Source organism: Bacillus sp. TCT6 (genome assembly GCF_056033845.1).
In genome coordinates, this window is sequence record NZ_JBVYHX010000001.1 from 98,997 (window position 1) to 116,661 (window position 17,665).

At 36.7% G+C, this 17,665-nt stretch carries 15 protein-coding genes and 1 riboswitch; of the genes, 9 read left to right on the plus strand and 6 right to left on the minus strand.

Going from position 1 to position 17,665, the window contains the following annotated elements; translation table 11 throughout:
- Nucleotides 1–40 precede the first annotated feature (40 nt).
- The gene (locus tag AC0ONG_RS00430) at nucleotides 41–1,237 is read right to left on the minus strand and encodes a NupC/NupG family nucleoside CNT transporter (protein ID WP_001200491.1); all 1,197 of its coding nucleotides are present in this window, start codon (nucleotides 1,235–1,237) and stop codon (nucleotides 41–43) included.
- 202 nt (nucleotides 1,238–1,439) lie between these two features.
- A riboswitch (purine riboswitch) is annotated at nucleotides 1,440–1,541 on the minus strand.
- A 121-nt stretch (nucleotides 1,542–1,662) separates the two neighbouring features.
- On the opposite strand from AC0ONG_RS00430, the gene rlmD reads away from it, so the two are divergent.
- The 4 genes from rlmD (at nucleotide 1,663) to AC0ONG_RS00450 (ending at nucleotide 5,861) form a co-directional block, all read left to right on the plus strand.
- On the plus strand, nucleotides 1,663–3,039 hold the full coding sequence (gene rlmD, locus AC0ONG_RS00435; RefSeq protein WP_000105032.1) for a 23S rRNA (uracil(1939)-C(5))-methyltransferase RlmD: 1,377 nt from the start codon (nucleotides 1,663–1,665) through the stop codon (nucleotides 3,037–3,039).
- Between the two features lie 160 nt (nucleotides 3,040–3,199).
- Entirely contained in the window at nucleotides 3,200–4,189 is a 990-nt protein-coding gene (locus AC0ONG_RS00440) for a tRNA dihydrouridine synthase (protein WP_000566714.1), read from the plus strand.
- 351 nt (nucleotides 4,190–4,540) lie between these two features.
- On the plus strand, nucleotides 4,541–5,059 hold the full coding sequence (locus tag AC0ONG_RS00445; RefSeq protein WP_001251723.1) for a YehS family protein: 519 nt from the start codon (nucleotides 4,541–4,543) through the stop codon (nucleotides 5,057–5,059).
- A 94-nt stretch (nucleotides 5,060–5,153) separates the two neighbouring features.
- Complete coding sequence (locus AC0ONG_RS00450; RefSeq protein WP_474203501.1) at nucleotides 5,154–5,861, plus strand: M48 family metallopeptidase; 708 nt, start codon at nucleotides 5,154–5,156, stop codon at nucleotides 5,859–5,861.
- Nucleotides 5,862–6,162: 301 nt separating this feature from the next.
- On the opposite strand, the gene AC0ONG_RS00455 is transcribed toward AC0ONG_RS00450, so the two are convergent.
- Together AC0ONG_RS00455 and AC0ONG_RS00460 are read right to left on the minus strand one after the other, a co-directional pair.
- Entirely contained in the window at nucleotides 6,163–6,858 is a 696-nt protein-coding gene (locus AC0ONG_RS00455; RefSeq protein ID WP_000217559.1) for a hypothetical protein, read from the minus strand.
- A 14-nt stretch (nucleotides 6,859–6,872) separates the two neighbouring features.
- Nucleotides 6,873–7,982 carry a mandelate racemase/muconate lactonizing enzyme family protein gene (locus tag AC0ONG_RS00460; RefSeq protein ID WP_000704500.1) on the minus strand — a complete coding sequence of 370 codons (1,110 nt, stop codon included), beginning with the start codon at nucleotides 7,980–7,982 and terminating at the stop codon, nucleotides 6,873–6,875.
- Nucleotides 7,983–8,076: 94 nt separating this feature from the next.
- Between AC0ONG_RS00460 and AC0ONG_RS00465 the strand changes: the two genes are divergently transcribed.
- The gene (locus tag AC0ONG_RS00465) at nucleotides 8,077–9,348 is read left to right on the plus strand and encodes a hypothetical protein (protein ID WP_042597025.1); all 1,272 of its coding nucleotides are present in this window, start codon (nucleotides 8,077–8,079) and stop codon (nucleotides 9,346–9,348) included.
- On the opposite strand, the gene nhaC is transcribed toward AC0ONG_RS00465, so the two are convergent.
- On the minus strand, nucleotides 9,337–10,758 hold the full coding sequence (gene nhaC / locus AC0ONG_RS00470) for a Na+/H+ antiporter NhaC (RefSeq protein ID WP_000711513.1): 1,422 nt from the start codon (nucleotides 10,756–10,758) through the stop codon (nucleotides 9,337–9,339). The genes AC0ONG_RS00465 and nhaC overlap by 12 nt on opposite strands.
- 270 nt (nucleotides 10,759–11,028) lie before the next feature.
- Here nhaC and AC0ONG_RS00475 point away from each other — a divergent pair, with 270 nt between their 5' ends.
- The 3 genes from AC0ONG_RS00475 to AC0ONG_RS00485 all read left to right on the plus strand — a co-directional run bounded on the left by AC0ONG_RS00475 (nucleotide 11,029) and on the right by AC0ONG_RS00485 (nucleotide 13,696).
- A complete protein-coding gene (locus tag AC0ONG_RS00475; RefSeq protein WP_000853508.1) occupies nucleotides 11,029–12,144 on the plus strand; it encodes a M20 peptidase aminoacylase family protein in 1,116 nt (371 codons plus the stop codon).
- Nucleotides 12,145–12,337: 193 nt separating this feature from the next.
- Nucleotides 12,338–12,946 (plus strand): SAM-dependent methyltransferase, encoded by a 609-nt coding sequence (locus tag AC0ONG_RS00480; RefSeq protein WP_474203502.1) that lies wholly within the window; start codon nucleotides 12,338–12,340, stop codon nucleotides 12,944–12,946.
- A 3-nt stretch (nucleotides 12,947–12,949) separates the two neighbouring features.
- Complete coding sequence (locus AC0ONG_RS00485) at nucleotides 12,950–13,696, plus strand: hypothetical protein (RefSeq protein ID WP_474203503.1); 747 nt, start codon at nucleotides 12,950–12,952, stop codon at nucleotides 13,694–13,696.
- Between the two features lie 40 nt (nucleotides 13,697–13,736).
- On the opposite strand, the gene ahpF is transcribed toward AC0ONG_RS00485, so the two are convergent.
- Both ahpF and ahpC read right to left on the minus strand, forming a co-directional pair.
- The gene (gene ahpF / locus AC0ONG_RS00490) at nucleotides 13,737–15,263 is read right to left on the minus strand and encodes an alkyl hydroperoxide reductase subunit F (protein WP_000599506.1); all 1,527 of its coding nucleotides are present in this window, start codon (nucleotides 15,261–15,263) and stop codon (nucleotides 13,737–13,739) included.
- 14 nt (nucleotides 15,264–15,277) lie between these two features.
- Nucleotides 15,278–15,841, minus strand: a complete 564-nt coding sequence (gene ahpC / locus AC0ONG_RS00495) for an alkyl hydroperoxide reductase subunit C (protein ID WP_000924420.1) — start codon at nucleotides 15,839–15,841, stop codon at nucleotides 15,278–15,280.
- A gap of 591 nt (nucleotides 15,842–16,432) precedes the next feature.
- On the opposite strand from ahpC, the gene mtnK reads away from it, so the two are divergent.
- Nucleotides 16,433–17,662 (plus strand): S-methyl-5-thioribose kinase, encoded by a 1,230-nt coding sequence (mtnK, locus tag AC0ONG_RS00500; protein ID WP_000033216.1) that lies wholly within the window; start codon nucleotides 16,433–16,435, stop codon nucleotides 17,660–17,662.
- Nucleotides 17,663–17,665: the final 3 nt, after the last annotated feature.

A 17,665-nucleotide genomic window follows, 5' to 3' on the forward strand; every position in this document is an offset into this window, starting at 1 on the left:
AAAAAAATCACCTTACTCGTTAAAGTAAGGTGATTTTTTATTAAATAAACAATCCAGCGATTGTTGCAGATAAAATAGAAGCAAGTGTTGATGCAAATAGCATTTTCCAACCAAATTTAGAAACAACGCTTCCTTGTTTTTCAGAAAGGGCACGGATTGTACCAACGATTGCACCAATTTGGCTAATACTTGCGAAGCTAATTAAGAATACTGTAACGATTCCAACTGTACGTGGAGCTAATGTTGTAGCTGTGTCTTTTAAATCAAGGATTGCTACAAACTCGTTTAAAACAATCTTCGTACCCATAATACCACCAGCTGGGATAATATCTTGAGTTGGAATACCCATTAAGAATGCGAATGGAGAAAGTACGTAACCGAAGATTTGTTGTAAAGTAACAGCATGTCCCATTGCGCCTGAAGCTGCACTAATTACGTAGTTTACAACTTCCATCACACCGATAAAGGCGATCATTAATGCGGCAACGATACCAGCTACTTTTAAACCATCAAGCGCACCGTTAATCATTGCGCCGATAAAGCTGTCTCCGAATAGAGTTCTATCAAATTTTTGAATCACTTCATCTTCTTTTTTCGTATCAACTGGTGTTAATAACGAACAAACGATTAAGCTTGAGAATAAGTTTAGCGGAAGAGCTGCTAGTACGTATTTTGCATCTAACATCATTACGTATGATGCTGTAACAGAAGCAGAAACGGAGCTCATCGCAGAACAACAAATGATAAACATACGATTTTTATTGAAATGCTGTAAATCGTTTTTAATGACGATTAACGCTTCACTTGAACCGAAGAATACAGAGTTTACTGCGTGGAATGACTCAACGCGCGGCAAACCAGTAATTTTTGAAATTGCACCGCCGACAACACGAACGATGAATGGTAAAACACCTAAATAACTAAAGATTGAAAGTAGTGCTGAGAAAAATACGATAATTAATAATACGTTTAAGAAAAAGACAAAATCTCTGTGAATTCCATTAAAGAGAAAATCGACACCTGTCGTACCAAGTTTAATTAGTTTGTTGAAAACTTTACTAATGAAAATAATGATTTGTTGACCAATCTTTGTAGCAAACATAAACCAACCGATTAAAATTTGGAAACCAATCATAATTGCAATTGCACGGAAGTTGATTTTACTTTTGTTGTTTGACAAAGCAAAACATAAACCTAACACGGCAAGAATACCGATAATGCTCATTACATATTGCATGTAGTTGCCCCTTTCAGAAGTTCGTATAAAGTTTGTACATAAAACGTTCGTTATATTACTAAAAATAAAAGAACGAGGTTTTATGTCATACGTAAGATGTCTGACCTTTTAGAAAAATAAAAATAAAAAAAGACCCATATGGATTCACTTTCATCTATGAGAGAAAGCTAATCAATATGAGTCCTTTTTTACGCATAGGCTAATATTCATTAGTTTTCCCCATAGTCCAGCAATTTAAGGTTGCCGGGTAGAAACTCTCGATCCATATTATCAAGTATATATGAGGTAACATCGTCCGTATTAAATTAGTAGTAGCGTAACATTAACAGAGAAGTATCGTCAATAGCTTTTTTTCTTCCAATAGAAAAAGACCATATAAGTATGATAAAATGTAACGCAGTGTTATGAAAAAGAGAGGTCGGAAAATGAGTACTAAAATGACGCCACCAGTTGAGAAAAACGAGTTTATAGATGTAGTATTTGAAGATTTAACACATGATGGTGCCGGTGTTGCGAAAGTAAAGGGCTATCCTATTTTCGTTAAAAACGGATTACCAGGTGAAGAAGCGCAAATTAAAATTATTAAAGTGAAGAAAAACTTTGCATTTGGTCGTTTAATGAAGCTTCATACAGAAAGTCCATATCGTAAAGATGCTGAATGCCCAGTATATAATCAGTGCGGCGGTTGTCAGCTTCAGCACTTAACTTATGAAGGACAATTACAAGCGAAAGAAAAACAAGTACGTGACGTTATGCAGCGTATCGGAGGACTAGGTGATGTTCCTGTTCATCCTGTACTTGGCATGAAGAACCCGTGGGTATACCGCAATAAAGCACAAGTACCAATCGGAGAACGTGAAGGTGGGCTTGTAGCTGGTTTTTATCGCCAAGGAACGCATGACATCATTAATATGGAATCATGCTTAATTCAGGCAGAAGAAAACGATACATTAATTCAAGAAGTAAAACGTATTTGTGAAAAGCACGGTATCACTGCGTATAACGAAGAGCGTAACAAAGGAACACTTCGTCACGTAATGGCTCGTTACGGACAAGTAACAGGGGAAATTATGCTTGTCTTCATTACGCGTACAGCGGAATTGCCAAACAAAAAAGCAATTATTGAAGAAATTGCAGCGAAATTCCCAGAAGTAAAATCAATCGTTCAAAACGTAAATACGAAGCGTACAAACGTAATTTTCGGAGATAAAACGACAGTACTGTACGGATCAGAATATATTTATGACTTTATCGGTGACATTAAATTTGCGATTTCAGCACGTTCATTCTATCAAGTAAACCCAGAACAAACGAAAGTGCTATACGATAAAACGTTAGAATACGCAAAATTAAATGGTAACGAAACAGTAATCGATGCCTATTGCGGAATCGGATCAATCTCGTTATTCCTAGCGCAAAAAGCGAAAAAAGTGTACGGCGTTGAAATCGTCCCAGAAGCAATCGAAGACGCAAACCGAAACGCAGCACTAAACAACATGACAAACGCTGAATTTGGCGTAGGAGAAGCAGAAGTAGTCATTCCAAAATGGTACAAAGAAGGCGTAATCGCCGACACAATGGTCGTAGATCCACCGCGTAAAGGCTGTGACGAAGCATTACTAAACACAATCATCGACATGAAGCCAAACCGCGTCGTATACGTATCGTGTAACCCAGCAACATTAGCACGTGACTTAAAAGTACTAGAAGAAGGCGGATATAAAACACAGGAAGTACAGCCTGTTGATATGTTCCCGCATACGACTCATGTGGAGTGTGTGGCTTGGCTTAAGTTAGTATAATAGGAAAGCAGTTGATATAGGAAAATCTATACCATCTGCTTTTTGGTTTACAAAAATACCATTCATAAGCGATTTTAGTTAAAATAAATATTGCTGATTTTCACAAATTATAAATTGAGATTTTGAAATTGTATTCATAGTGAGAGGATTTGAATTTGAAATGATAGATAATTTTTGGCGTGAATTACCACGACCATTTTTCGTACTTGCACCAATGGAAGATGTGACAGACGTTGTTTTCCGTCACGTAGTAAGTGAGGCTGGTCGTCCAGATGTATTCTTTACAGAGTTCACAAACTCAGATAGCTATTGTCATCCAGAAGGTATGAAAAGTGTACGTGGTCGTTTAATTTTTACAGAAGATGAACAGCCAATGGTGGCACATATTTGGGGAGATAATCCTGAATATTTCCGTCAAATGAGTATTGGTATGGCAGAGTTAGGATTTAAAGGCATTGATATTAATATGGGCTGCCCTGTACCGAATGTAGCATCAAGAGGAAAAGGTAGTGGTCTTATTCTACGTCCAGACGTTGCAGCAGAACTTATCCAAGCAGCAAAAGCGGGCGGACTACCTGTCAGCGTAAAAACAAGACTTGGCTTTAAAGAGTTAAGCGAGTGGGAAGATTGGTTAACGCACATTTTCAAACAAGATATTGCGAACCTTTCTATTCATTTACGCACAAGAGAAGAAATGAGCCAAGTAGATGCGCATTGGGAACTAATTCCGGAAATTAAAAAATTACGTGACCGTATCGCACCAAATACGTTAATAACAATCAATGGAGACATCCTTGATCGTAAAATGGGACTGGAACTTGCTGAAAAATACGGCATTGATGGCGTAATGATCGGACGAGGCATCTTCAAAAATCCATTTGCTTTTGAAAAAGAGCCAAGAGAGCATAGCAGTAAAGAACATCTAGATCTTTTAAGACTACAACTTGATCTTCAAGATCAATATGCAGAAGTACTGCCACGCTCAATCACAGGACTTCACCGCTTCTTCAAAATTTATGTGAAGGGCTTCCCAGGAGCTGCGGAATTGAGAAATCAATTGATGAGTACGAAATCGACCAATGAGGTGCGTGCTTTGTTGGATAAGTTTGAGGATAGTGTTGGTGTTGCTCAGGATAGTGAGACGGTTTAACTTTTAAGCAGTTAAATCATTTCATATGTAGTGTATGACATGAGTGAGTTGAAAATAAGCGTAGAGCTGGAAAAGAACAGTGTATTTGAGAAATCAAAGCACTGTTTTTTTCTTTTAGTTAATGTTAAGAGAGAAATCTTTTTAAAGGCATATAAAAAACACGTAAGAGCTCTGTAGATACAATGATAGAGAAAAGTTCGGGTAAGACTATAAAACATATCTTTAAAATGTTAAAGTATTAATTTAGCGGACAATAACTAAAAGGTTAGATTTAAACATGATAATTTAAAGCACGTTATAGGATAAACTTTAACTGCTGAATAAATAATCAACATTTCAGGAGGAAACCCAATGGCAATGAGCAACAACGATATATTAAAAAGAGTACGATACGCTTTAGATATAAGAGATATAGATATGGTGGAAATCTTTAAACTCGGCGGGATGGAAGTAACGAAAGAAGACGTAGTTGATATGCTTACAAAAATAAAGAGAGCTCCTCAGCATGAAGCCGAAGATGCGGATGTAATCGAAGATGAGTACGTAAAAACATGCGATATGATGATGTTAGAGGCATTTTTCAATGGATTTATTACTTTAAAAAGAGGAAAGCAAGATCCGAAACCAGGGCAGCCTGCACCTGTACAGAGTAAGGAGAGTGCCAATAACCTTCTTCTAAAGAAAATGAAAATCGCACTATCTTTAACGAGTGAGGATGTACTTGATATATTAGATAGCGTAGGCGTTACGGTAACAAAAGGAGAGTTAGGCGCTCTATTAAGAAAAAAAGGTCATAAAAATTACAAAGAGTGCGGCGATAGATACGCAAGGAATTTCATTAAGGGATTAGGTGTAAAGTATAGAGGATAATGAGTTCGTTAAAGCAGTAAATGATATAATAGGTAGAGTAGGACGTTTGTATCCTACTCTTTTTTATTTGTAAAATAATACGCTAGGTGATGAAATGGTACATACATATTTAGGTGAGACAATTAATTTTCATATAACTTATAAGAAGAAAAAGTCCGTGCGTCTTTTTGTAGATTCGTATGGAAATGTGGAAGTGCAGGCTCCGAAAGGGACACCTGTTGAATACTTAGTCCAGTTGCTAGAGGAGAAGTGGGATTGGATTCAGACAACTCGTAAGGAAATGGCGGAGCGAGCGCATGGACCACAGGAAAAGGATTATGATCAAGGAGAGGGCTTTTTGTATTTAGGGAATACGTATCCGATACAGATTTCCCAAGATGCAAGAATTGAGCAAGACAACGCAGTATTTGAAGGGGATAAGTTACATATTTATGTGAAAGAGCTTAAGGATGAGAAAATACAACAAGCTTTAAAACGATTTTACTATAAGCATTGTAAATCTTTAGTAGAGAAGAGTATTAAAGCGCATCAAAGTAATTTCAAAACAAAACCACGTTCTATTCGTATTACAGATAGTAGTCGTACTTGGGGTACTTGCGATTCGAATTTACAACTAACATTCAATTGGAAGCTAGCAATGGCACCACAGCGAGTAATTGACTATGTAGTCGTTCATGAAATGTGTCATATGGTTCATTTAAATCATGATCGCTCTTTTTGGCGTCTTGTCGGGAAGATAATGCCTGATTATAAGGAAATGGAGAACTGGTTAGCTTTATCTAGTTGGAAGATGACGGTTTAGGAAGGGATATCAATTTTTGTCGGTAAATCGATATTTCTTGTCGAATCGTTGATATATTGTAAGTTTTGATAGATATATTTTAAAAATCGTTGATATATTGTAAGTTTTGATAGATATATTTTAAAAATCGTTGATATATTGTAAGTTTTGATAGATATATTTTAAAAATCGTTGATATATTGTAAGTTTTGATAGATATATTCGAAAAATCGTTGATATAATTTCATTTACTACAGGATTGTTCAACAAATCGAAAAGAGGAGATGCCACAAGGGACATCTCCTCTTTTCGAGTATATAGATTATCGTCCAAACTTCACAACAAATTCTTCATCAACTTTCTCCATCTCATACCCACGATACCCCTCCGAAAGCAAAGCCTGCTGTCCACTAGCATCACTCATTAGAATACTTTGAACATCCGTCCAATCTCTTTCATTATCTCCGCGCAATTTCTTCACAAAAACATACCGCAGACTATCACCATATTTTTCCTTCAACACAGCAATCTCCATCCCTTGCGCAAATTTATCCTTCAAACTCGGGATGTTAAAAGGAGCAACGGTGCAGCATACATAATCATATTTGCTATCTTCTTTTTGCAATTCGTCCATGATGACGTTTGCTAATATTTTTTGCATACCATTTCCTCGGCAGTTCGGATGAACGTTTGAGATTTCTTGATAGATGACGCGGTGTAGTTCACTTTCTGGCAAACCAATATCAAGCCCTAAATGTTCATCATCGATAGGCGGGACGAGTAGAGCGCGAAATGCGATGAGTTCGTTTTCGATAAAAGAACCGATCATCATGCCGTTTCCTTTTAGAATGTATTGAAATTCTTCTTGTGAGAGTGGTTGTAAACGACTTTTATCTTCTAGTGCTTCAACTACAATGTTTTGTAGTGATAAAATTTGTTCGATGTGCTCTAGTGATAGTAATGTAACGTGAAATGATTCGTTATTTTGTTTTAATGTTCCTTCGTATAGAACCGTCATATGATAGTCCTCCTTTAGCGTACAACGTCTTGAAAGACGGTTAGTTCTTGTAGTGTATCTTCGTTTATTTCAATGCCGAGTCCCGGCTTTTCGTTTAAGCGAATGAATGGTACATCGTAATGTAAGTTTCCAATGTCTTTCGTGAATTTTAATGGTCCTGTTAGCTCTACGCTCGTAATGATTTTCTTTGAGAAAGCGACATGGAATCCTGCGGAAGAGGCAACAGAGGATTCGACCATTGATCCCACTTGGCATTCAATGCCGGCCATTTCAGCTTGATGAGCGAGCTTTACAGCTGGATATATGCCGCCGCATTTCATTAGTTTTATATTCACTTTATCGGCAGCTTCTAATTTAATAATTTGGCGCATTTCACGAGAACTTTTTAGTCCTTCATCAATCATAAGCGGGAGATCTGTTTTAGAACGAATATGAGCCATGGCATCAATATCGTCCGCGATAACAGGTTGTTCAATCCAGTCAATGTTTAAATGTCCTAATGAACGCAGTGCTGTTAATGTGTTCGCGCTATTTTTCCAGCCTTGGTTTACATCAATGCGAATAGCGATGTCATTTCCTACACGTTCTCGTACAGCTTCAATACGTTTCACATCTTCTTTTACATTCGTACCAACTTTCATTTTGAAAGATTGGTAACCTTTTTGAATCATAGAAGCAGCTTCTTCAGCCATATCTTCAGGATCGGCAATACTTAAAACGTGAGTGACAGGGAATTCTTCATGATAGCGCCCACCAATTAATTGATATACAGGTTGATTTAGTTTTTTGCCCATTATATCAAAACAAGCAATATCAATTGCGGCTTTCGCTGTTGGAACACCGTAAATTGTATTGTCCATCATGTCGTGTATTTTTTCGATATTCATTGGATTTTTCCCGATTAGAGCAGGGGTTAGCGTATGTTTTAAAGTATGGAAAGTACTTTCCCATGATTCACCTGTGACGTGATCATCAGCAACGCCTTCACCGTAACCGATAATACCTTCATCTGTTTCCATTTTGACGATAATAGAGGGCATATCAGAATAAGAGCCATAACTAATAACAAACGGACTGCGAAGCGGTAAACGAATTGCGTAAAGATGAATAGCTGTAATTTTCATTGAATAGAAACTCCTTCCTGTTTTACAATAGTTTTATACATTTGATATAGTTGACGTTAAATAGTCGTTAATTAATGATAAGGAGTTAGAGAAAATGATGATAAAAATTGCAGTTGTCGGTTCAAAGGAGTTTATGGATAACCTTTTTCCTATTGCTCAAAAATTAGAAGGAATAGAAATTGATTCCTATATTTACCTTCATCCGGCAGAATCTTCTGAACTATTAAAGTGTCTAAAGCCTTGTGATGTCATCTTTTTCTCAGGTGCTTTACCTTATTATATGGCAAAAGAAGTAAGAGAACAATTACGAATTCCAAGTACATACTTACAGCAAGACGAGACAACTGTCGCATCTTCCATTCTTTCTATCATGTATCATCAAAGTATTCAACCACATAACATTTCCATCGATTTAGTAGACCGCTCGTTTATTACAAATGTGTTCCATGATATCGGTATAAAAGAAAGTCCGCAAGTGTTGGATTATGAAAATATGCTGTGGAGTAAAGATGAAATAAATAGAGTTATCGATTTTCATGTAGCTAAATATCAATCTGGAGAAGCTCATTTAGCTTTAACTAGTATTCACGCTGTTTACGACGAGCTTCAAAAAATGGGTGTTCCTTCAGAGCGTATGATTGATCCAACACAATCCATTATACATGGGCTAAAAGATGCAAAAATAAAAGCTGAGTTAGCAAAAAGCTATTCAGCTACTGTTGGTACTTGTATTATTTCGTCCTTAGAATTACGAACGAGTTTGCTTGAAAAACTAGATGTCATTTCAAAAGAACTACGTGGTTCATTTAAACAAGTGGATGAAATGACATGCATTTTGTATACAACTCGTGGTGATATCGAATCAATTATTAAAACAAATGCGATAGATAACTTGTTTGCGAGTATAGAAGGAACGATAGCTATTGGATTTGGTTATGGAAAAACCGTGAAAGAAGCGGAGCAAAATGCAAAAATTGCTCAAAGTTTTGCAAAGAATAATCCAATAGATCGTTGTTTTTATATACTAACAAGTGATAAAGATTTGTTTGGTCCATTCCCGAAAGAACAGAGAGTACAAAGTTTGAAAAATGATAATCCGGAACTAATGAAAATAGCGAAGGAAACGAAGCTTAGTCCGGCCAACTTGTCAAAAATTATTCAATTTAGTCAATCGCATCCGTCATTGAAATTTACAGCAGCTGACCTTTCTGAGTACTTACAAGTGACTCGAAGATCGACAGAAAGGTTGTTAAAGAAATTAGTTGATTACGGGTATGCTCATATTTGCGGCGAGGAAATGCCCTATCAACAAGGGCGACCTCGCGCACTATATGAACTGAATTTACCGCTATTTTTAAGCTTCTAGTTGAGCTTTTTGTTTCTTTAGCAGTTCTGCTTTTTCAATGTCTGATAGTTTTACAATTGTGAAACCTGTTATACCATAAATGATTGAGATAATAGGTACGATGAAATTCAAAATAGCATAAGGAGCATATTCAAATGCACCTACGCCAAGTGTAGCGAGAATAAATACACCGCACGTATTCCAAGGAACGAAGACAGAAGTTAATGTTCCGCCATCTTCTAATGCTCTGGATAAGTTTTTTGAATGTAGTCCTTTTTCTGTGTATGCATTTGCGTACATTCTTGAAGGGACAACAATTGAAATATATTGTTCAGAGCAAGTAAGGTTTGTTGCAAAACAAGATGCGATAGTAGAAGCGATAAGCCCTTTTGCTGATTTCGCTAACTTTAAAATTTGATTTACAATTGAGCGAAGAATACCTGTATGTTCTAATACTCCTCCGAAAGTCATAGCGACAATTGTCATAGAGACTGTATTCATCATCGAATCTAAGCCACCGCGGTTAAATAGTTCGTCTACTAGCTTGTTTCCAGTGTCTATAACAAATCCAGCTTGGAGTGCACCGACAGATGCTGAGACAGAACCACCTTGAATAAAGACTTGTGATAAGAATCCTAAAATAATACCGACGAGAATGGCTGGTATGGCAGGAACCTTTTTAGCGACCAATACCATAACGGCTACGGGTATAATGAGTAGGAAAGGTGAGATAACAAAGTTTTGTTGCAATACTTGTAACGTTTGATCGATGCTCTTCGCATCAATATTGTTAGCGCCGAAGCTTCTTCCTAAGACCGCGTATACGATAAGAGTAATAATTAAACCGGGAACTGTAGTAAATAACATATGACGAATGTGTGCGAATAAATCTGTATTTGTTAATCCTGCGGCTAAGTTAGTTGTATCTGAAAGCGGTGACATTTTATCGCCAAAATAAGAGCCTGAAATAATGGCACCAGCAACCATTGGAGCTGGAATTCCCATACTTAGGCCAATTCCCATTCCAGCAACACCAATTGTACCCATTGTAGACCAAGAGCTACCAATCGCTAATGCAACGATAGAACAAATGACAGTAATGGAAACTAAAAATAGTGATGGAGTTAAAAGTTTTAAACCGTAATAAATCATCGTTGCGACAATTCCACCGCCAATCCAAGCACCAATTGTTAAGCCAACAAGAATAATAATGACGATAGCGGGTAATGCAAGACGAATCCCTTTATACATTGCTTCTTCAAGATCATTCCATTTGTAACCGTAACGCCAAGCGACAATAGAAGCAACGGTTGTACCGATAATAAGTGGAACGTGAGGGCTTTGTTTTAATACAACAATTGTAACCATCATAACTGCAACGGTAATGATAATAGGGATAATCGCTATTCCAAAAGGTATTTCTTTTTTCATAAAGTTCCTCCTTGTTACGTATGTTTGTTTGTATTTTTAGAATTGTCGTAAAATAGACGTTTATTAGGTTATGATAACTAAAAGTTTATGTAAGCGTCAACATAAAAACAGAAAATAAGGAATGTTCTATCGTTATGAAGTGAGTTGTCGATCGTATTTAAAAATAAACAATTGACTTTTTTCTTAAAATTCAATATGTTCATAAAAACATCTGTTTTTCATAAGTATAATTAACCTGATGGTTTATAATTTGGGAAGGAGACTGGAACGTTGAAAACATTAGAACTACAAGAGCGCTTAACGGAGATTTTTCAGCATTTACACGAAAACCCTGAAGTAAGTTGGAAAGAATATGAAACGACAGCGTATATTACTGACTTTTTAAAAGAAGAAGGAATTTCATATAGAACATTTGATGATTGTCCAGGTGTAATTGCTGAGATTGGAGGCGGGAATCCAGTTATTGCGATTCGTGCTGATATGGATGCACTTTGGCAAGAAGTAGATGGAGAATTTAAAGCGAACCATTCATGTGGTCATGATGCTCATATGACCATTGTAATGGGAGTTATTTTACAATTGAAAAATATGAGATGGAAAAGTGGTACGGTTAGGTTTATTTTTCAGCCGGCAGAAGAGAAGGGTAATGGTGCTTTGAAGATGGTGGAGAAAGGTGCTGTAGATGATGCTGATTTCTTATTTGGTGTCCATCTAAGACCGATTGAAGAACTATCTTTGAAACAAGCAGCCTCATCTATTCGCCATGGAGCAGCTGGATTTTTAGAGGGGATGATTCATGGGGAGGATGCACACGGGGCGAGACCACACCAAGGTGTGAATGCAATTGATGTCATTTCCATGATTAATATCGGTTTGAAAAATATTTGGTTGCCACCGCAAAGTTCCTATTCAGTAAAAATGACGAGATGCCAAGCTGGTGGCGATAATTTAAATATCATTCCGGGAAATGGTCATTTCAGTTTAGATGTAAGAGCAGAGAGTAATATACTATTAGAAGAATTAAAGGAAAAGATTGAGCATGTAATAGAATCAGCTGCATCGATGGGGTCGAAAACTTCATATGAATGGATGGATCTTGCACCAGGAGCAGAGGTTTCCGAAGAAGCAGAGCGCTTTATGCGTAAAGGTATTATCGAAGTGTATGGGGAAGAGAGATGTACGGGACCTCTCTATACGACAGGAAGCGATGATTTCCATTATTACACAGTGAAAAGACCACATTTAAAAGCTGTCATGCTTGGACTAGGAGCAGACCTACAACCTGGATTACACCATCCGTATATGAGGTTTGATCATAGTTGTATTATGGATGGAGTAGAAATATTGAAACAAACTGTATTGAAAGTGTTAGAAGACAGGGGCTAGAGAGCTCCTGTTTTTTTGTCGTGGATTGTCGGTAAATCGATATATTTGAAAAATCGTTGATATATTTGAAGTTACGATAGATATATTAAGAAAATCGTTAATATAATTTCACGTACCTATTAATTTGATTAAAAATGAATCTCCAGTACATGGTGTATAATAATAAGTACCATTTTTTAATAGGAGAAAACGAATGAACGAACAATATTACGATGCAGTTTTACATATAAAAACAGTCGGTGAGCAAAAGGGGTTTAACAAGTCTATGCATTATCACCGCTATGAACCGACGCCCTATAGCGGATTAGATGAGTTACTGAATCAATATGAAATACGAAGTAGCGACCGAATTGTAGACTTTGGGTGCGGAAAAGGAAGATTAAACTTTTATATGCATCATAAATGTGGTGCATCAGCAGTTGGAATTGAAATGAATGAAGAGTTTTATAAAGAAGCGATGGATAATCGAGATCGTTATGCACGAAAGACACGAAACAGTAAGGGGAAAATCCAGTTCCAATGTTGTTTAGCGCAGGAATATGAGATTGATCCGCATGATAATAGGTTTTATTTTTTTAATCCATTTTCTGTACAAGTGTTTATGAATGTAGTAAATAACATTTTGCTTTCGGTAGAAGAAACGGGGAGAGAAGTGGATATTATTTTATATTATCCTTCTGAGGACTATATTTTCTTCTTAGAAAATCAGACTGCGTTTGAGCTGAAGAAAGAAGTTAGATTGCCAGGTGCTTATGAGAAGAATGGGAATGAGAGGTTTTTAGTTTATAGATTGGAGTGCTAATGTATGGGGGCTTGGGGAGTAGCGATATTATCAGATGATATTGCTAAAGATATTCAGTTAATTTATAAGGACTTATTAGGAAATGAATATTCAAATGAAGAAGCAAGTAGGGTTGTAATTGATGAATACCAGACTGAACTAGATGATGAAGAGATACTTGTTTTTTGGTTAGCATTTGCTTATATACAATGGAAGTTAGGAAGGCTTCAAGACAATGTTAAACATGAGGCATTGCAAATAATAGAGAGCGGCGCAGATTTAGCACGCTGTGAAGAAGAACCTACATTACAGAGAAAACGTGAAGTAGTGTTAAATAAACTTAGAGAACAGTTACATTCTCCGCAGCCACAAGCTAAAAAAATACCGAAGAGATTTATAGCAAATACTTCTTTAAAAGCAGGTGATGCTGTTAGTTATGAATTAGTGTCGGGGAAGTATATTATTCTGAAAGTCATCGAGATTATTGAAGAATGGTATGGGGATCGATATCCTCTATTTGAAATATGTGATTGGGAAGGGAAAGAGATTCCTTCAAAAGAACAAATTGACCAATTAGACTTAAAGAAAAGAATTTATGAAGATGGAAAGCAGGAAATAATTAAGCTTGCTATTTATCCTTCAGGAAAAAGAGATAACCCAGAAAAAAGAATACAAGTAGTAGCAGAAGATGTAAATGTAGTATTAGATATAGAACCACCATATGATTTAATATGCTGGAAGGAATTTGACGAACATTTGGATACAATGTAATAAAAAAGACGCGCTACCTATTGGTAGCGCGTCTTTTTTATTAGTTACGGATTAAGTAATCAAATGCACCTAAAGCTGCGTTTGCACCTGAACCCATAGAGATGATGATTTGTTTGTACGGATTATTTGTACAGTCACCTGCAGCAAACACTCCTGGTACGTTTGTAGCGCCGTGCTTGTCTGTTACGATTTCACCGCGAGCGCGTTCAACTGTTTCGCCTAACCAGTCTGTGTTTGGCACAAGACCGATTTGTACGAATACACCTTGTAATTCAACGTGATGAACTTCTTCAGTTTCACGATCGATGTAAGAAATACCGTTTACTTTATCAGTACCAGTAATTTCTTTCGTTTGAACGTTTTTCAGAACAGTTACGTTTGGTAAGCTGTTAAGACGCTCTTGTAATACAGCATCAGCTTTTAATTCTGGCATGAATTCAAGAACAGTTACGTGCTTAACAATACCTGCTAAGTCGATAGCTGCTTCAATACCAGAGTTACCTCCGCCGATAACTGCTACGTCTTTTCCAGTGAATAATGGACCGTCACAGTGTGGGCAGTATGCTACACCTTTATTTTTGAACTCAGCTTCACCCGGTACGCCAACGTTACGCCAGCGAGCACCTGTTGAAACGATTACGCTCTTACTTTTCAGAATAGCGCCGTTTTCAAGTTCCACTTCAATAAGTTCTTTTTTCTCTAAACGTTTCGCACGTTGTAGATTCATTACATCGATATCGTATTCTTTTACGTGCTCTTCAAGACTTGCTACTAGCTTAGGACCTTCAGTCTTTTTTACGCTGATGAAGTTCTCAATGCCCATAGTATCCATTACTTGACCACCGAAGCGCTCAGCAACGATACCAGTGCGGATGCCTTTACGTGCTGCGTAAATTGCTGCACTTGCACCAGCAGGACCGCCACCAACAACAAGAACATCGTATGGATCTTTATCAGAAAGCTCTGATGCATCTGGACCGTTACCCATTTTAGCTAAAATTTCTTCAAGTGTCATACGACCGCTTCCGAAAGATTCGCCGTTTAGGTAAACAGTTGGTACTGCCATGATGTCTTTGCTTTCTACTTCCTCTTTGAATGCAGCGCCATCAATCATAGTATGTGTAATACTAGAGTTAAGAACGCTCATTACGTTAAGAGCTTGTACAACATCAGGACAGTTATGACAACTTAGGCTGATATAAGATTCAAAATGATATTCGCCTTGAATGTTTTTAATTTGATCGATTAATTTTTGTTCAACTTTTGGAGCGCGTCCACTTACTTGTAGTAAAGCTAACACTAATGATGTAAATTCGTGTCCTAATGGAATACCAGCGAATACGACACCAGTGTCTTCACCAGGGCGGTTTACGCTAAAGCTTGGTGTTCTCTCTAATTCAACTTTTTCTACTGTAATCTTAGATGACATAGTAGCTAATTCGTCTACTAGAGCTAACATATCTTTAGATACGTTATCGTCTCCTGCGCTTACTTTAAGTAAAATATCGTTTTCCATTAACTGAAGGTATTGGGATAGTTGTGTTTTTATATCTGCATCTAGTATCATTTTGATCGAACTCCTTAGATTTTGCCTACAAGGTCAAGGCTTGGTTTAAGTGTTGCAGAACCCTCTTGCCATTTAGCTGGGCAAACTTCACCTGGGTTGTTACGTACGTATTGAGCAGCTTTAATTTTGTTAACAAGAATGCTTGCGTCACGGCCGATACCGTCAGCATTGATTTCCATAGATTGGATAACGCCGTCTGGATCGATGATGAATGTACCACGAGCAGCAAGACCTTCTTCTTCCATTAAAACGTTGAAGTTTGTAGTGATTGTGCGAGTTGGGTCACCGATCATGATGTACTCGATTTTGCCGATAGTTTCTGAGCTATCATGCCATGCTTTGTGAGTGAAGTGAGTGTCTGTAGATACAGAGTATACTTCAACGCCTAAGTCTTTTAGAGTTGCATATTGGTTTTGTAAGTCTTCAAGTTCAGTTGGGCAAACGAATGTGAAGTCAGCTGGATAGAAACAAACTACACTCCATTTTCCTTTTAAACTTTCGTCAGTAACTTGGATAAATTCTCCATTATGGTAAGCATTAGCTTTAAACGGTTTTACTTCTGTGCCGATTAATAACATGTTAAAATTCCTCCTAAATGTTGGTTTGAGCATCAAAAAATAGTGTGCTCATAAAATATATTTTTTAATTAACTATAATAATTCTAATTCGATATTAATTATCATATAGAATTGGTTATTTTGTCAAGCGAATAAACCAACTTTATTCCAATTTAATTAATATTTATTCTCAATTAAGGCTATCAGGGAATAGAAAGGTAATTTTAAGTCTATAAATTTTAGATGAGTGTTTGAAAAGTTTAGTGTGTATGTTAGAGATAGTGTGTAAGTTTAATTTTTTAGGAAGGAAATATTTCTTAGAAGTTGTGGTTTTGAAAAGGAACTGCTTACTTCTATTTTACAAAGAATTTTGTGATAAATAAAATAAAATGAATCGGAAATTTTTTGAACAATTTTTGTCATCTCAAATATATAATTAGGAAGTATATTAAGATGATAGTTAGAAACATTGACTCAAAGTGCTAACAAGATATAATAAAACCTAGATATATCTTTCAAAAAGAAGAATACATATTTATAGGATGAAAAAATTCAACCTATTATTTTTTATAGCTTTTAGAAAACGCTTACAATTAGTGTGGAGGGGAAACCATGTCTAAGTTCACGAAGTATTTTTTAATGGAAGCTAAAGATGTGATTGCATATGTGAAAGAGAAATTGTCTAAGTTTGAACATGCAAAGGAGTTACAGTGTAAAGAAATAGGTGATGGCAATTTAAATTATGTGTTCCGCGTTTGGGATGAAAAAGAGAACATGTCAGTCATCGTAAAGCAAGCTGGGGATACAGCTCGCATTTCAGATGAGTTTAAGTTGTCGACAAACCGTATTCGTATAGAATCAGATGTTTTGCAGTTAGAGGATGAGTTAGCACCCGGACTTGTTCCTAAGGTGTATTTATTTGATAGTGTGATGAATTGTTGCGTAATGGAAGATTTATCGGATCACACAATATTACGTACAGCACTTATAAATCATCAAATATTTCCGAGGCTTGCGGATGATTTAACTACTTTTATGGTAAATACACTTTTATTAACATCGGATGTTGTAATGAATCATAAAGAGAAGAAGGAGCTTGTGAAGAATTATATAAATCCTGAATTATGTGAGATTACAGAGGACCTCGTATATTCAGAACCATTTACCAATCATAATAAGCGTAATGAGTTATTTCCGTTAAATGAGGGATGGATTAGGGAACATATTTATAGTGATAAAGAGCTTCGTATGGAAGTAGCGAAACGTAAATTTTCTTTTATGACGAATGCACAGGCATTACTTCATGGTGATTTACATACTGGTTCTGTTTTTGTAAGAGATGATTCTACAAAGGTTATTGATCCTGAGTTTGCTTTTTATGGACCTATGGGATATGACGTTGGGAATGTAATGGCGAATTTAATGTTTGCTTGGGTGAATGCAGATGCAACGATGCCACCTGGAGCGGAGAAAGATACGTATATGGATTGGTTACAAACTACGATGGTAGAGGTAATTGATTTATTTAAGAAGAAGTTTTTAGATGCTTGGGATATTCATGTGACCGAGATTATGGCGAAGGAAGAAGGCTTTAGCGAAGTATATTTACAATCTGTATTAGAGGATACGGCTGCAGTGACAGGTCTGGAATTAATTCGCCGTATTGTTGGATTAGCGAAAGTAAAAGATATTACTTGTATTGAGAATGAGGAAGCACGTGCTAGAGCGGAGCGAATTTGTCTTCAAGTAGCGAAGAGTTTTATTTTACGAGCGAATCAATATAGAACGGGTACACGTTTTGTAGAAACGTTAAAAGAACAGTCAATGCAATACGCGAAGTAAGGG

What these genes read in the sequence shown, in the direction of transcription:
- ahpC (WP_000924420.1), bottom strand. Translation starts at nt 15,841, where the DNA reads ATGTTATTAATCGGCACAGAAGTAAAACCGTTTAAAGCTAATGCTTAC.
- nhaC (WP_000711513.1), bottom strand. Translation starts at nt 10,758, where the DNA reads ATGAAAAAAGAAATACCTTTTGGAATAGCGATTATCCCTATTATCATT.
- mtnK (WP_000033216.1), top strand. Translation starts at nt 16,433, where the DNA reads ATGTCTAAGTTCACGAAGTATTTTTTAATGGAAGCTAAAGATGTGATT.
- rlmD (WP_000105032.1), top strand. Translation starts at nt 1,663, where the DNA reads ATGAGTACTAAAATGACGCCACCAGTTGAGAAAAACGAGTTTATAGAT.
- AC0ONG_RS00445 (WP_001251723.1), top strand. Translation starts at nt 4,541, where the DNA reads ATGGCAATGAGCAACAACGATATATTAAAAAGAGTACGATACGCTTTA.
- AC0ONG_RS00430 (WP_001200491.1), bottom strand. Translation starts at nt 1,237, where the DNA reads ATGCAATATGTAATGAGCATTATCGGTATTCTTGCCGTGTTAGGTTTA.
- AC0ONG_RS00465 (WP_042597025.1), top strand. Translation starts at nt 8,077, where the DNA reads ATGATGATAAAAATTGCAGTTGTCGGTTCAAAGGAGTTTATGGATAAC.
- AC0ONG_RS00480 (WP_474203502.1), top strand. Translation starts at nt 12,338, where the DNA reads ATGAACGAACAATATTACGATGCAGTTTTACATATAAAAACAGTCGGT.
- AC0ONG_RS00455 (WP_000217559.1), bottom strand. Translation starts at nt 6,858, where the DNA reads ATGACGGTTCTATACGAAGGAACATTAAAACAAAATAACGAATCATTT.
- AC0ONG_RS00450 (WP_474203501.1), top strand. Translation starts at nt 5,154, where the DNA reads ATGGTACATACATATTTAGGTGAGACAATTAATTTTCATATAACTTAT.
- ahpF (WP_000599506.1), bottom strand. Translation starts at nt 15,263, where the DNA reads ATGATACTAGATGCAGATATAAAAACACAACTATCCCAATACCTTCAG.
- AC0ONG_RS00460 (WP_000704500.1), bottom strand. Translation starts at nt 7,982, where the DNA reads ATGAAAATTACAGCTATTCATCTTTACGCAATTCGTTTACCGCTTCGC.
- AC0ONG_RS00440 (WP_000566714.1), top strand. Translation starts at nt 3,200, where the DNA reads ATGATAGATAATTTTTGGCGTGAATTACCACGACCATTTTTCGTACTT.
- AC0ONG_RS00485 (WP_474203503.1), top strand. Translation starts at nt 12,950, where the DNA reads ATGGGGGCTTGGGGAGTAGCGATATTATCAGATGATATTGCTAAAGAT.